The sequence below is a fragment of the Nonomuraea cypriaca genome, assembly GCF_015645445.1.
Classification (GTDB): domain Bacteria; phylum Actinomycetota; class Actinomycetes; order Streptosporangiales; family Streptosporangiaceae; genus Nonomuraea; species Nonomuraea cypriaca.
In genome coordinates this window covers 1-13,834 of the sequence record NZ_JADOGI010000258.1, presented here as the reverse complement: position 1 = coordinate 13,834, position 13,834 = coordinate 1, and the positions used below count along the sequence as shown (strand labels likewise).

Annotated in this window: 14 protein-coding genes; 5 read left to right on the top strand and 9 right to left on the bottom strand. The window is 69.6% G+C overall.

Annotated elements, in window-relative coordinates; genetic code table 11:
• Positions 1 to 501: 501 nt before the first annotated feature.
• The 3 genes from ITP53_RS47235 to ITP53_RS47225 all read right to left on the bottom strand — a co-directional run bounded on the left by ITP53_RS47235 (position 502) and on the right by ITP53_RS47225 (position 2,469).
• Entirely contained in the window at positions 502 to 855 is a 354-nt protein-coding gene (locus ITP53_RS47235; RefSeq protein WP_195902017.1) for a beta/gamma crystallin domain-containing protein, read from the bottom strand.
• A 210-nt stretch (positions 856 to 1,065) separates the two neighbouring features.
• On the bottom strand, positions 1,066 to 1,407 hold the full coding sequence (locus tag ITP53_RS47230; protein WP_328818081.1) for a serine integrase family protein: 342 nt from the start codon (positions 1,405 to 1,407) through the stop codon (positions 1,066 to 1,068).
• A gap of 324 nt (positions 1,408 to 1,731) precedes the next feature.
• Positions 1,732 to 2,469 carry an SDR family oxidoreductase gene (locus ITP53_RS47225; protein WP_195902016.1) on the bottom strand — a complete coding sequence of 246 codons (738 nt, stop codon included), beginning with the start codon at positions 2,467 to 2,469 and terminating at the stop codon, positions 1,732 to 1,734.
• A gap of 131 nt (positions 2,470 to 2,600) precedes the next feature.
• Here ITP53_RS47225 and ITP53_RS47220 point away from each other — a divergent pair, with 131 nt between their 5' ends.
• Positions 2,601 to 3,173 (top strand): TetR/AcrR family transcriptional regulator, encoded by a 573-nt coding sequence (locus ITP53_RS47220; RefSeq protein WP_195902015.1) that lies wholly within the window; start codon positions 2,601 to 2,603, stop codon positions 3,171 to 3,173.
• On the opposite strand, the gene ITP53_RS47215 is transcribed toward ITP53_RS47220, so the two are convergent.
• From ITP53_RS47215 to ITP53_RS47200, 4 genes are read right to left on the bottom strand one after another with little or no spacing between them, the layout of a single operon-like run.
• Positions 3,142 to 4,212 (bottom strand): LacI family DNA-binding transcriptional regulator, encoded by a 1,071-nt coding sequence (locus ITP53_RS47215; RefSeq protein ID WP_207757427.1) that lies wholly within the window; start codon positions 4,210 to 4,212, stop codon positions 3,142 to 3,144. The genes ITP53_RS47220 and ITP53_RS47215 overlap by 32 nt on opposite strands.
• Positions 4,213 to 4,248: 36 nt before the next feature.
• Entirely contained in the window at positions 4,249 to 5,061 is an 813-nt protein-coding gene (locus tag ITP53_RS47210; RefSeq protein WP_195902013.1) for an ATP-binding cassette domain-containing protein, read from the bottom strand.
• Positions 5,058 to 6,029, bottom strand: a complete 972-nt coding sequence (locus tag ITP53_RS47205) for an ABC transporter permease (protein ID WP_195902012.1) — start codon at positions 6,027 to 6,029, stop codon at positions 5,058 to 5,060. Before ITP53_RS47205 ends, ITP53_RS47210 begins: the two co-directional genes overlap by 4 nt.
• Position 6,030: 1 nt before the next feature.
• Positions 6,031 to 7,011 (bottom strand): sugar ABC transporter substrate-binding protein, encoded by a 981-nt coding sequence (locus ITP53_RS47200; RefSeq protein WP_195902011.1) that lies wholly within the window; start codon positions 7,009 to 7,011, stop codon positions 6,031 to 6,033.
• A 148-nt stretch (positions 7,012 to 7,159) separates the two neighbouring features.
• Here ITP53_RS47200 and ITP53_RS47195 point away from each other — a divergent pair, with 148 nt between their 5' ends.
• Together ITP53_RS47195 and ITP53_RS47190 are read left to right on the top strand one after the other, a co-directional pair.
• A complete protein-coding gene (locus ITP53_RS47195; protein ID WP_195902010.1) occupies positions 7,160 to 8,149 on the top strand; it encodes a carbohydrate kinase family protein in 990 nt (329 codons plus the stop codon).
• Positions 8,150 to 8,711: 562 nt separating this feature from the next.
• On the top strand, positions 8,712 to 9,059 hold the full coding sequence (locus ITP53_RS47190) for a hypothetical protein (protein WP_195902009.1): 348 nt from the start codon (positions 8,712 to 8,714) through the stop codon (positions 9,057 to 9,059).
• A gap of 80 nt (positions 9,060 to 9,139) precedes the next feature.
• Here the strand turns inward: ITP53_RS47190 and ITP53_RS47185 are convergent, their stop codons facing one another.
• A complete protein-coding gene (locus tag ITP53_RS47185; protein ID WP_195902008.1) occupies positions 9,140 to 9,784 on the bottom strand; it encodes a TetR/AcrR family transcriptional regulator in 645 nt (214 codons plus the stop codon).
• Between the two features lie 95 nt (positions 9,785 to 9,879).
• On the opposite strand from ITP53_RS47185, the gene ITP53_RS47180 reads away from it, so the two are divergent.
• Together ITP53_RS47180 and ITP53_RS47175 are read left to right on the top strand one after the other, a co-directional pair.
• Positions 9,880 to 12,054: an MMPL family transporter gene (locus tag ITP53_RS47180; protein ID WP_195902007.1), complete on the top strand. Its 2,175-nt coding sequence runs from the start codon at positions 9,880 to 9,882 to the stop codon at positions 12,052 to 12,054.
• Between the two features lie 24 nt (positions 12,055 to 12,078).
• Positions 12,079 to 12,753, top strand: coding sequence for an SDR family oxidoreductase (locus ITP53_RS47175; protein ID WP_195902006.1), 675 nt, complete (start codon positions 12,079 to 12,081; stop codon positions 12,751 to 12,753).
• Positions 12,754 to 12,821: 68 nt separating this feature from the next.
• On the opposite strand, the gene ITP53_RS47170 is transcribed toward ITP53_RS47175, so the two are convergent.
• On the bottom strand, positions 12,822 to 13,834 hold a 1,013-nt coding region (locus tag ITP53_RS47170; RefSeq protein ID WP_268961431.1), incomplete at its 5' end, for an SbcC/MukB-like Walker B domain-containing protein.

Below are 13,834 nucleotides of genomic sequence, written 5' to 3'. Positions count from 1 at the left end.
CCGGATCACTGCCCGAGATCTCCACCTCCTTGAAGGTGTCGTCCCGCGCGAGAGGCGTCAGCCAGCCGAACAGCCGGACCATCAGCAGGTACAGGAGGCGTAGGAACACGAGCGCTGAGGATAGATGGCCAGGTCAGATGGCGTGGATGAGTTATGGCACCGCACAGGCGATGCGCATTCGATGGCGGAGGTCCCGACCGCGACCACCAAGACGCGCTCGCGCTAAATCCGGTCGCGAACTGCCTCGTGCACGGCGATCTTGTCGGAGACAACGTTCACTGGGTGAGGACGGCAAGTAAGCCACGCGTAACCCCTGGTTCCTGGCTCGGATTCGGGCCGGCCGCTGGGGCGCGGGGTAAACCTGCGGATTTCCCTACGCGGGCCGTGGAGGTGGGCCTCCATACTGCAGCAGCCGGTCGGCTGACCGCATCGCTACAACTGCCGCCGGGGCACCCGCCGCCTTGTTCCGGCGGTGGGTGCCCCGAACGCGACCCGCGTCGTCTAGTAGATCGAGATCGAGGTGATCTTGTGGAGGCGGTCATGCCCGTCGTCGGAGAAGTCCCACAATTCCCACTTCGGCAATTGCTTGGCGGCGCTAGGGCCGCCAAGGTCATCGATGTAGGTGATGGCCACACGGTTGTTGCCCGACCAGATGGTCTCGACGCCGTAGATGGCCACGTCCTTCGTGCCGCCGTTCGCGAAGCAGTGCCCGTCGATGTAGAGGAACTCGTCGATCAACGGGTTGGTACGACAGCCCACCCCGTTGATGGCGTACGCGGGACTGGCAGGGATAGCCACCATGGCGGCCAGCGCGACGGCACCTGCGGCCAGGACCTTGTGGAGGGATTTCCTCATGACTCTCTTTTCTGACTTTCTGAAAACGATCTTCTTGCACGGGCGTGAACCTTCCACATGTCGATGGTCACTCGACAGTCCATTCGGTATCCATTCAGTGCTCATACGGCATCGCCGAGTGACGCCGAGCGCCCGAAACGCAGCTCGCTCACCCCATCGCCCTCATCTCGCACCACGGCTGCGTATAGGCCGGGGTTATCGGCCGCTGCCTTACTCGGTAGCGGGAAGGATTTCTCGAGCGGAGGCGTCGGCGAGTGCGCGTGGCTGCCCGGAGGTGAGCTCGGGCACGTATGTGTAGATGGTGGAGAGGCTGACGCCGAGTAGCCGGGCGATGCTGGAGGCGCTGTCGCCGGGATGGGTGAGCAGGTCGCGGGCGTGGGCGTGGCGGGCCTGCTCGGGTGTCGTCGCCGGTAGGCGGCCCAGGCGTTGGCCGCGCGTGCGGGCCGCATTCAGCCCCTCGCGTGTGCCTTCGACGATGAGTTCGCGGATGAACTCGGCCAGGGCGACGAAGACGTGGAAGACCAGCCAGCGATCGGCCTCCTGCCCGTCCATCACCCGCCCCCACGCCGAACGGCCTAACCGCCCACATCCCTGGTTACCGCCCGCACCACCATGACCCCGGACGCCCGATGGTCACCCGCGCACCGCGCGCAGACCCGCCCCCGAACCCGCAACACCCGGACAAGCCGCGACCCCGTGCACGGCGACCGCCGCACGCCCGAAAACCGCGCTCCACCTTGGTTGTCCCGACGCTGCAGCCGAGCGTCGAGGCGGTCTGGGTCTCGCGCCTGCGTCTGGGCGGGCGGCGACCGCGTCGACGAACTCGTGGGCGATCGGCAGCAGATCGACGCGGCGAGGAGTGGACGGGGGCCGTTGTCAGGCTTGCACGGTGGGCCGGACGACGACCTCGCTGATGTCGATGCCGACGGGCTGCTCGATCGCGTAACCGATCGCGGACGCGATGGCGGAGGGTGGGATGGCCATCTCGTCGCGCTGCCGGGCTTCCGCCGCCGCTACCTCGGGACTCGCCCCCTTGCCCACGCCCTCAGTGTTGGTGAACCCGGGTGAGACCAGGGTGACACGCAGGTGAGGTCCCGACTCCTGCCGCAGTCCCTCGGTCAGCACCTTCACCGCCGCCTTGGTGGCCGCGTAGACGGCCTGCGGGGATTTCACGACGTAGGCCGCGGTGGAGGCGATGTTGACGAACTGGCCGGAGCGCTGCCGCCTGAAGACGGGAAGTGCCGCCCCGATACCGTTCAGCAGGCCGGTGATGTGCGTCGCGACCATCGCGTCCCAGTCGCCCTGGCGCAGCTCGTCAAACGGTGACACCGCCATCGTGCCGGCGTTGGAGACCAGGACGTCGAGCCGGCCGAACCGGTCGACCGCCGTGTCCGTCAGCCGCTTGAGGTCCTCGCGGCGCGTCACGTCGATGACAGTCCCGACGGCCGAGCCGCCCTGCGCCGTGATCTGGTCCACTACCGCGTGCAACCGGTCTTCCCTCCGGGCCCCGAGCACCAGCCGGGCGCCTTTCTCGGCGAGGTAGGTCGCCGTCGCTGCTCCGATGCCGCTGCTGGCACCTGTGATCGCTACGACCTTGCCTTCGATACCTGACATGATCAACGTCCTTCCAAGGGGATGTGCGCGGCCTACAGTGGAACTGGGGGCGCCCCCAGTTACGCCAAGCTAACCGGGCGCGCCTCCGCTTAGCAAATTGAAGGAGACCAGAGAGGAAATGGCGACCGCTGATGGCCGGCAGTGCACAACGCCCGTTGCGAGCTGACGCGCGGCGTAACAGAGACAAGATCCTCGCGGCCGCGGTGCGGGTGTTCGCTGAGGAGGGGCTGGACACGCACCTGGAGCGCATCGCCAAGGAGGCGGGCGTGGGCAGCGCGACGCTGTACAGAAACTTCGCCACCCGTGAGGCTCTGATCGAGGCGGTCTACCGCAACGAGGTGGCTCAGCTGTGCGACGCCGTATCCGATCTGCTCGAGGAGAAGCCGCCCTACGAAGCCCTGCGCGCTTGGACACGCCTCTTCATGGACTACGTCACCGCGAAATTCGGCATGGCCGACGCCTTGCGTGCCATCGCCGCCGCGGGAAGCGACCCCTACGGCCACAGCCGGGACATGATCCAGGCTGCCATCACCGTCCTGATGGACGCGTGTGCAGCCGCCGGGACGATTCGCACCGACATCAGCCCCACCGACATGGGTGCCGCCCTCGAAGGCATCGCCCTCACCTCGGCCAGGTCCGATCATCGGGAACGGGCCGAACGCCTGCTCGACCTCACCCTGGACGGACTGAAGGCCCGTTCGTGACGCTGTCTCCGCGGCGGGGACGTCGAGGCCTGTGCGCGGGCGCGTGCTGGGGAGCGGGCAGCTCGCCCGATCCCCGTACGATCAACCGCGCGGGCACCAGTGACCTGCGGGCCTTGGAGCGGTCCCCGTCCATCCGCGCCAGGACCAGTTCCGCCGCCGCCGCCCCCATCCCCGCCGGGTCCTGGGCCACGACGGTCAGCGGCGGGTCGAGCGCCTCGGCGAGCGGCAGGTCGTCGAACCCGACCAGCGCCACCTCCTTGCGCCCGGCCCGCGCGAGCGCCACCACGGCCCCCATGGACGCGAGGTTGTTGCCCGCGAACAGCGCCGTCGGCGGATCCGCGAGGGTTAGCAGCCGCATGGTGGCGCTGGCCGCGGCCTCCTGGTCGTGACCGGTCTCCACCAGTGACCGGTCGAACTGCAGGCCCGCCTCGTCCAGGGCGTCCCGGTAGCCCTGGAAGCGTTCGCGGCGGGTGTAGAGGGTGGACGGCAGGTCCGCGATGAAGCCGATCCTGCGGTGACCGTGGGCGATCAGGTGGGCGACCCCGGACCTGGCGCCCTCCCGGTTGGCGCTGACCACGCTGTCGGCGGTCAGGCCGACGGCCGGGCGGTCGAGGAAGACGATCGGCAGGCCCGCCACCCGCTCGCCCCGCAGGTGGCGGTGGTCGCTGGCGGCCGAGGGGACGACCATGAGCGCGGTAACCCGGCGGGCCAGGAACGTCGCGATCAGCGACTGCTCCAGCTCGGCGCTCTCACTGGACGAGCCGACGATGAGGGTGAGGCCCCGAGCCCGGACGGCGCTCTCCACACCGCCCGCGACCGTGCCGAAGAACGGGTTGCCCATCTCGGGGATGACCAGGCCGATCGCGGCGTCCCTGGCGCCGACCCGCATGTTGCGGGCCATCAGGTTGGGCTGGTAGCCGAGCTTCCTGACCGCCGCCATGACGCGTTCGCGGGTCTGCGGGGCGACCGGGCCCTCGTCGTTGAGCACCCGCGAGACGGTCTTCGCGGTGACTCCGACCTCACGGGCCACATCAGTCATCGTCGGACGCCGCATTTCGCTCATGCTAGTGGCTCATCAGGACAAACCGATCGCCTTGGCCGCGCCCTGGTCCGCCACCACGGCCTTGCCCTCCGAGACCTGGAGCGCGCCGGTCATGATGGCCACGACCTCGGCCATGCTGTGGTCGCCCGGCGTGATCTCGGCGACCCTGCGGCCCAGGCGCTGCACGTGGACGCGGTCGGCGATCTCGAACACGTGCGGCATGTTGTGGCTGATCAGCACGACCGGCGTGCCCCGGTCGCGGACCCGTCTGATCATGTCGAGCACCTGGCCGGACTCCTTGACCCCGAGCGCCGCCGTGGGCTCGTCCATGACGACGACGTGACTGGCCCAGGCGACCGCCCTGGCCACCGCCACGCCCTGCCGCTGCCCGCCCGAAAGCGACTCGACCGGCTGGGTGAGCGAGCCCAGCCCGATCTTGAGCTCGGCCATGTGCCTGGCCGACTCCTCCCGCATGTGTTTCTTGTCCAGCATCCGGAAGACCTTGCCAAGGATGCCCGGCTTGCGTACTTCGCGGCCGAGGAACATGTTCGTGGCGATGTCGAGCGAGGCCGCCACCGCGAGGTCCTGGTAGACGGTCTCGATGCCGTGGCGGCGGGCGTCGACCGGGGAGCGGAACCGTACGGGCTCGCCGTCGAGCAGGATCTCACCGGAGTCGGGCTGCAGCGCGCCGGTCAGCGCCTTGATCAGGCTGGTCTTGCCCGCGCCGTTGTCGCCGATGACGGCGAGCACCTCGCCAGGCATCAGGTCGAAGTCGGCGCCGTCGAGCGCGGTCACGTGGCCGTACCGCTTGACCAGGCCGCGGGCCTGGAGCACCGGGGTGGTCATCGGTTCCTCCTGCGCGAGAGCTGGTCGACGGTGACGGCGAGGATCACCAGGATGCCCGTGATCAGGGTCTGGTAGATGGACGGTACGCCCATGAGCTGCAGGCCGTTCCTGAACACCCCGACGATGAGCGCGCCGACCAGCGTGCCGATCACCAGCCCGCGGCCGCCGAACAGGCTCGTCCCGCCGAGCACGACCGCCGTGATGCTGTCCAGGTTGTCGGTCTGGCCGGCCTGCGGGTCGCCCACTCCGGTACGCGAGACGAGGAGCAGGGCGGCGATGCCGTACACGAAGCCGGCCAGGGTGTAGACCCCGACCGTCAGGCGGCGCGTCCCGATGCCGGTCAGGCGGGCCACCTCGGGGCTGTTGCCGAGCGCGTACACGTGGCGGCCCCAGGCGGTGGAGCCGAGCAGGTACGCGAACAGCAGGAACAGCAGGATCGTCAGCAGCGACCCGTACGTGACGTTCGTCTGCCCGACCTGGAACGTCTGGCCGAGGAACGTCAGCGGCGCGGGCAACTCCGTGACCGTCTGCTCGTTCGAGTAGATGTGGGTGAGCGCGAAGACCACGTTCAGCATGCCGAGTGTCACGATGAACGGCGGCAGCGAGATCCGCGTCACCAGCAACCCGTTGACCAGCCCGAACCCGGCGCAGACCACGAGCCCGGCGGCGATGGCGAGCAGCGGCGGCAGCCCGCTGTCCACGGCCAGCTTCGTCATCACGATGCCGCCGAACGCCATGATCGCGCCGTTCGACAGGTCGATGCCCGCGGTGAGGATGATCAACGTCTGGCCGATGGCCAGCGTGCCGACCACCATGACCTGCTGGATGATCAGCGAGAAGTTGGCGCCGGTGAAGAACTGGCCGCTGTTGAGACCGAAGTACAGGCAGGCCAGCACGAGCGCGGCCAGCGGGCCCGCGACGGGCGTGCTGATCAGGCGGCGCGGCAGCGTCGCTTCCATCACCGCCATGTCAGCCCCAGCAGTTTTTCAGGCCGTACGCGGTGTCCTCGGCCTCGACGCCGGCGACGGCCTTGTCGGTGATCAGGGTGACGCCGGTGTCGGTGTAGCCGCTCGCCTTCTGGCCGCTCTTGGCGAACGTCGCGACCGCCTTGACGCCCTCCTCGGCCATCTTGAGCGGGTACTGCTGGGAGGTGGCGGCGATCTGGCCCGACTGCACGGCCTCGGTGCCCGTGCAGCCGCCGTCCACGGACACGATCAGCACGTCCCGCTCACGGCCCTTGGCCTTCAGCGCCGTGTACGCGCCCAGCGCGGCGGGCTCGTTGATGGTGTAGACGAGGTTGATGTCGGGGGCCTTCTGCAGGCAGTTCTCCATGGCGGTCTGGCCCCTGGCCTGGTCTCCGCGGGTGTCCTGGGAGCACACGACGGCCGGGTCGCCCTCCTGGATGCCGAACCCCTTGAGGAATCCGTCGTGCCTGAGCTGACCGACCGTGATGCCGGGGGCCAGGTCGAGGGTGGCGATCTTGGCGGGCTTGCCGGCCATGGCGGCCTTGGCGTACTGGCCGATCAGCTCGCCGGCCTTGAGGTTGTCGGTCGCGAACAGCGCGTCCGTGGCGTCCTGCGGCTCGGTGGGGGTGTCCAGCGCGATCACGAACACACCGGCGTCGCGCGCCTTCCTGATCGCCGGGACGATGGCCTTGGTGTCGCTCGGCGTGATGAGGATGCCCTTCACCCCGGCGGCGACCATGTTCTCGACGGCGGTGATCTGGGAGGCGTTGTCGCCGTCGAACTTGCCCGCGGCGCTCATCAACTCCATGCCGTTGGCCTGCGCGGCCTTCTGCGCGCCTTCCTTCATCTTGACGAAGAACGGGTTCGTCTCGGTCTTGGTGACGAGGCCGACCTTGGGGGTGGTGGAGGCGGTCTCGCCACCGCCTCCACAGCCGGTCAGGAGCAGCGCCGCGACCAGGAGTCCGGCCGGAAGTCTTGCTTTCATGGGCGGTTCCTATCAGGGATGACTCAGGGTCATCGTTGACATATGTCAACGTTGACATCCGCTGTGCTGCGATGATGGACTCCGATCCGGGAAACGTCAATGCCACCGTGCCGTAACGAATCCGCAACGTGTAGCAAAGGCAGGTTCGATGATCGCCGTCCTGGGCGAATGCGTCGCCGACAGCTTCGCCTCCCGGCCCCCCGCCGACGCGCATCCGGGTGGGCTGGCGTTGCGGGTGCTGCCCGGCGGCGGGCCGGCCAACACCGCCGTGGCGCTGGCGCGGCTCGGCACCGCTGCGCGGTTCCTCGGCCGGATCTCCGGCGACGTGTTCGGCCGGATGATCAGCGAACACCTCGCCTCCTCGGGCGTGGATCTGTCGGCGGCCGTCGCGGCCGGGGAGCCGAGCACGCTGGCGGTGGCCGCCCTGGACGACGCCGGCCGGGCCGCGTACACCTTCTACGCCGACGGGACCGCCGACTGGCAGTGGACCCCGCACGAGCTGGGTCTCCAGCGGCTCGGCCCGGCGACGTGCTTGCACACCGGCTCGATGGCGCTGGTCAGGGAGCCGGGGCGGACGGCGGTGGAGGCGTTCGCGCGAAAGGCCGCCGGGCACGCCACGATCTCGATCGACCCGAACGTCCGTCCCACCTTCGCCGCCAGGGACGACTACCAGGTCACCCGCTGGTGCGAGTGGACCGACATACTCAAGCTCAGCGACGACGACCTGGCCTTCCTGCAGCCCGGCGTGCCGGTGGAACGCGCCTGCGACACGTGGCACGCCGCCGGGGCCCGCCTGATCGTCGTCACGAGGGGCGCGGCGGGCGCGCTGGTGTCCCTGGACGGCGAGCGGGCCGCCGTACGGGCTCGGGAGGTCGAGGTGGTGGACACGGTCGGCGCGGGCGACGCGTTCACCGCCGGCCTGCTGCACAGCCTCGGCACGAAGGGCCTGCTGGGCGGGCGCCTCGACCGGCTGGACCTCGCGACGGCGGTGGCGGCGGCGGAGTTCGCGGCCCTGGTGTCGGCGCTGACGTGCGCGGTCGCGGGCGCCAACCCGCCCTGGTCCGGCCAGCTCACCGCCCCCCGCACACCACCGCCCCTACGACCCCGCCGGACGCCACCAAGCCCGGCCGGTTGCTGAGGGCTCGGCCGGTCAGGAGTTCGCGGGGCGCCCGTTCTCGACTGCGGTGTAGACGGCGATCAGGACCGGGAAGGCGGACGGCTCGGTGGGGGTCGGCGCCGGCGCTGAGCACGACCGCCATGGCCACCGGGGGAACAGCGTCGGGTACGCTCTTGTGCTCTCTCAGAGAGAACCGCATGCCCGCACCTTACGGGCCAAACCGCATGCGATGCGGTATTACCGGGCTACTGCCGGCGTGGTAGATCGACCGGCTGTTGATCCGGGTGCGGTACGGCAGAAGACTCCCTCGAGGGGATGCACCTGCCCAGTGGCTGGACGACGATGTCGGGTCATGAGAACCCAACTGCCGGTAGGTCCGCGGGGCTGCGTTGCCAGAGACCGGGCTGCTAGCCGGCGCGTTCGGGCACGGCGCGGCCAACGTGACCCCACGTTCGAGGCCGTTCCGCTGGATGTGCGCCCGATCTCCATACCCTGACCGCCCTGGCCGTTTCGTGCTGATCGTCAGTATCGCCGTCGTTGCCCGGCCGCCTGCCACTCGTTCCCCCTGTTAAGGAAGTCACCGATGTTCCTGCGTATTACGGTCATCGCGCAAACCGTCGCCCTGCTGCTCCAGGCGATCACCGCTGGGCTGCTGCTGTCCTCGCCCGACGGCCGGATGTCCCACCGCGCCGTGGCCTTCGGCGCGGTGTTCACCGTGCTGCTGTGCCTGGTCGCCGCGCTGCTGACGCGGCGGCTGAGCGTCATCCTGCCCGCCGTCGGCATGCTGGTGATGGCGCTGGCGCAAGTGGCGCTGGGTTTAGCCCACGTGAAGACCCTGCACGTCCCGCTCGGCGCGCTGATGTTCGGCGTGAGCATGGTGCAACTGGGCCAGGCCTGGTCCGTCGCCCGTGCCCAGATGGCGCCGGAATGACGATGACCAGACCGTCACGACCACCGTCCCGGATTCCCAGCAAGTCGAGACGCTGCTCGGCCGGACCGGCAAAGCTCTGATCAACCTCGAGGGATCACGTCGGCCTCGTCATGGTCGGCTGCCTCGGCCCGGCGCAGGTCGCTGAGGCCGTGAAGGATCTGGTGGGCTGCGGCGTCAGCGAGGGCGGCCATGGCGGCCTCGCTGTCTCCGGCAGTGTGGAGGTGGTGGGCCGCGGCCTCGATGACGCCTTGGGCGAAGGCCGCACGCAGTTGGGGATCAGGCACGCCGGCTTCGGTGAGAGCGTCGACCAAGGGCCCGATGAGGACGGCGTGAGCGTCGTGGATGCGTTGCAACGTGGCCGCGGGCAGCGTCTGCGCGCCCAAGGCCATGACCGCGGCGAGACCCGGCTCGCTGATCATCTCGAGCTGCGTGTGAACATAGGCGCGCAGCCGCTCGCTCAGCCGAGGGCCTGCCGCCTGCATCGCCTGCCGGATGTGGCCGGCCGCCTGGGGCAGGTCTCGTTCGATGATCGCGGTGATGATGTCGTCGCGGGAGCGGAAGTACTCGTACAGGCCAGTACGGGACAGTCCCGCCCGGTTGGCCAGCGTAGTCAAGGTCAGCGCGCCCGGTCCCTGCTCGATGAGCAGGGACCGGGCGGCGTCCAGCAGCGAGGTGAGCTGCCGGGCGCGGTGTTCGGCAACGGTCGGGGCGCTGATGCGAGGCATGGGAGGAGTGTACAAACCGGCTCTCAGATCTTGCGATGCCGACGTGGTGTCGGTAAATTGCCGACGTCACGTCGGTAAGAGGTGTGGAGGCTCAGGTGTGGGTTGCACTGATCCGCAAGAAGAAGGTTCTGCTGGGTGTCGTCCTGTTCTGGCTGGCGCTCGCGGCGGCCGTGCCGATGCTGGCGCCGGCCGCCGGCCAGGCGGGTGACGGCCAGGGGCCGACGGCGCCGCCAGGAGCCGCCGAGTCGGTGACGGCGGAGCGGGCGCTGGCCGCGGCGTTCCCGGACGACACGGGAGTGCCGGCGATCGTGGTGTTACGCAATCCGCGCGGGCTTGGCGACGCCGACATCGAACAGGTCCGGCGGATCTCCGGCGAACTCAGCGGCTCTGCCCGGCCGCGGGGCGTGCGCGGTGTCGTGTCGATCATCACCAACCCGCAGGCGGCAGCGGGTCTGCGCGCCCCGGACGGGACCACGACCATGATCGTAGTGAACGTGGGGCTTGATCCTCTGGACCCGGCGTTCGGGACGACGGTCGAGTCGATCAGAAAGATCGCCGGGGCCGGCTCCGGTGACCTGGAGATCCGTGTCACCGGCCCCGCCGGTGTGATCCACGACAGCGTGGTGGTGTTCCGCCAGTCGGATCAGACCCTGCTCATGGCGACGATCGTGCTGGTGCTCGTGCTGTTGCTGGCGATCTACCGCTCTCCGGTGCTCGCCGCGGTGCCCTTGCTGGCGGCGGGGGTCGCCATGGCGGTCAGCGGCGGCCTGGGCGCTGGGCTGGCCCGCCTGGGCGTGATCTCCACCAGCGAGATGACCACCTCCATCGCGACCGTCCTGCTTTTCGGCGTGGGGACCGATTACTGCCTGTTCCTGATCATGCGGTACCGGGAGGAACTCGCCACGCACGCCGACCGGCCTGCCGCCATGGCGGCGGCGCTGCGTCGCGTAGGCCCGGCGATCGGCTTCAGCGCTGGGACCGTGGTGGCCGGGCTGCTGGTGCTGCTCGCCGCGACCCTGCCCGCCTTCCGGTCGCTCGGCCCGTACCTGGCGGTGTCCGTCGCGGTGATGCTCGCCGTCGCGCTCACCTTCGTGCCGGCGCTGATCGTCCTGCTCGGCCGCTTCGCCTTCTGGCCGTTGCGGGCACATGCCCGTACGGTCAGGGCGGGTTCTCTGTGGGGCAGGGTGGCCGCCTACGTCATCCGACGGCCTGCCATCACCCTGATCACCTGCTTGGCCATCCTGGGCGGCCTGGCCGCCGGGCTTACCGGATATCGCGAGAACCACGACACCCTCAGCGGTTTCCGCGCGCCCACCGATTCGGCACGCGGCCAGCACCTCCTCGCCGAGGCGTTTCCACCCGGAATGCTGGCCCCGACCTATGTGCTCCTCGACGCGTCCGCCGCGCCGATCAGCGACGACCAGCGGCGCGCTCTGACGGAACGGATCCACAGCCAGGTCGCCGAAGTGCCCGGTGTGCGCCAGGTGCTCGGCCCCACCATGTCAGCCAGCGGCCACGTCGCGCGCCTCGACGTCGTCTACGCCGACGACCCCTACGGAGCGGCCGCGCTCGATCGCACCGAAGGACTGCGCCACACCGTGGGAGATGTGGTCGACGCCCACGGCCGGCCTGGCCTGCGCGCCATGGTGGGCGGCGAAAGCGCCGCCGCACTCGACCGGCGCGACGCCGGCCACCGGGACCTCCTGGTGATCAGCGTTCTCCTGTTCGTTCTGATCACCCTCCTTGTCGGCGGAGCGCTCAAGGCGGTCCTCGCGCCGCTGTACCTGGTGGCCACCATGGTCGGCTCGGCCGCCGCCGCGCTCGGCGCCACCACTCTCACCATGGTCACCATAGGCGGTCAGGACGGACTCGCCGAAGGAGCCGTCCTCTACGTCATCGTGTTCCTGGTCGCCCTCGGCATCGACTACAACATCATGCTCGCGGTCCGCATCCGTCAGGAGACGACCGTCCACGGCGCCACCGAAGGGCTGCGTCGCGCATTGACGCACACCGGGGGTGTCATCACCGCCGCGGGTCTCATCCTTGCCGGTACGTTCGCCGTCCTGATGAGCTTGCCGCTGGACACCCTTTTCCAGTTCGGTTTCGCCCTGGCCGTCGGCATCCTGCTCGACACGTTCCTCGTTCGCGCGCTGCTCGTCCCCGCCCTCATCCACCTGTCCGGACCGGCGATCTGGCTGCCCAGCCGCCTCACCGTCCCTGCCGGGCCCGAGCAGCACCCCGAACCGTCCCGAACGCCGAGCCAGGCTTAGGCGTGACACCCCGAGGAGAGGATCATGGCAAGTCCGACAACAGTGCTGGTCACGGGTGGTACTGGTGTGCTTGGTCGCGAGTTGGCGGGCCTGCTGGAGGATCGGGCCGAGATCCGGGTGTTGAGTCGGCGGCCACCGCAGCGGCCGGGGTTTGTGCAAGGGGACCTGGAGACCGGGGATGGCCTGGCCGCCGCGCTGACGGATGTAGACGTGATCGCTCACTGTGCGAGTGCGGCTGACTACCGGCGTCCGCGGCGTGATGTGGCCCAGACCCGGCGGCTGCTGGACGCGTTGGATGGTGCGCGCCCGCACCTGGTCTACATCTCGATCGTCGGTGTGGACCGGATACCGTTCGGGTTCTTCCAGGCCAAGCTGGACGCCGAACGACTCGTCGAGGACTCCGGCTTGCCCTGGACCATCCTGCGCGCCACCGAGTTTCACGACCTGGTGCTGATGTTCCTGATGAAACTCGCCCGAGCCCCGGTCGCTGTCGTCCCGCGTGGAGCGTGTTTTCAGCCGGTTGATGTGAGCGATGTCGCCGAGCGCATGGTCGAGCTGGTTCTCGGGCCCTCGGCTGGCCGTGTCCGCGAACTCGGTGGGCCACGCGTGGAGAGCATGGCCGAGCTGATGCGTTCCTACCTCACAGCGGCACACCGCCGGCGCCCGGTCCTCAAGGTTCCTCTGCCGGGCGGCGCATGAGAGCGAGGGTCAGGATCGCAGCGGTGCTGATCTTCATGGCCGCCTCCCGGCTGGGTCGGGCAGGGGTGTCAGTCCGCCGGGACCGTCCGGCAGCCGTTCCAGACGAAGCGGGCCGTCGTCACCGCGTCGTCCCCGTCACCCGTGATGAGCTGGTGGATCGCGATCCCGTCCAGCTCGCGGTACTCGCACCACTCGTGGTCGGACGTGAGCACCAGATCCAGCCCGAGGTCCACGAGCAGGTCGAACACCTGCCCCCGGTTCGTCCTGTCCACCCCCACGAACACCTCGTCCAGCAGGATGAACCGCGGGCACCCGGGATCGGTCCGGTAGTGCGCGGCCACGGCGGCGAACAGCGGCAGGTGCAGGGCGATCGCCTTCTCCCCGCCGGACAGTGCCCCGTGCAGCTTCCTGGTGAGGTCCTGCCAGCCGTGCCCGTCCCCCCGGTCGAGCCGGACCACGAACCGGTGCCAGGCGGTGTAGTCGAGCACCTTCATCAGCTGGTCCTCCCAGCTCGCCGACGAGTCGCCGGCCCGCGCCTCCTCCACCCGGTCCATGAAGAAGGCGTAGAGGGCCTCCTTGTCGGTGTCGTTCAGGCCGGCCGGGTCGCGTGACAGCAGGTCGCGTGCGGCCCGCGTACCGGGTGGCTGGGCGGGGTCGACCTGCCACACCAGGCGGACCGCCACGCGGGAGGCGGTGCGGACGCGTTCGAGGCGCTGGTTCATGCCGTCGACCAGCGCGGTCGCCTGCCTGATCCGGTCGGCGAGATGCCGCCGCGTGTCGCCGGCCAGCGTCCGGTCGAACAGGTCCCGCTCGGCCTCGGTGACCTCAGAACGCCGCTCGTCGCGCTCCTTGCGCAGCGCCTCGCTCAGCGCCGCGGCTCCCGACCGGACGCCGCCGACCGTGGCGGTCAGCACCTGTACGTCCTCGTCGGCGGCCAGCTCCAGAACGGCCCGGTCCGCAAGGATCTCCCTGGCGTGGTGGAACGCGTCCTGCAGGCGCGCCTCGGCCCCCTTCACGTCCCGCAGCTCGTACGGCACCGCCGCGAGCCACTCCCCCACAACCCTGGCCACCTCCAACACCC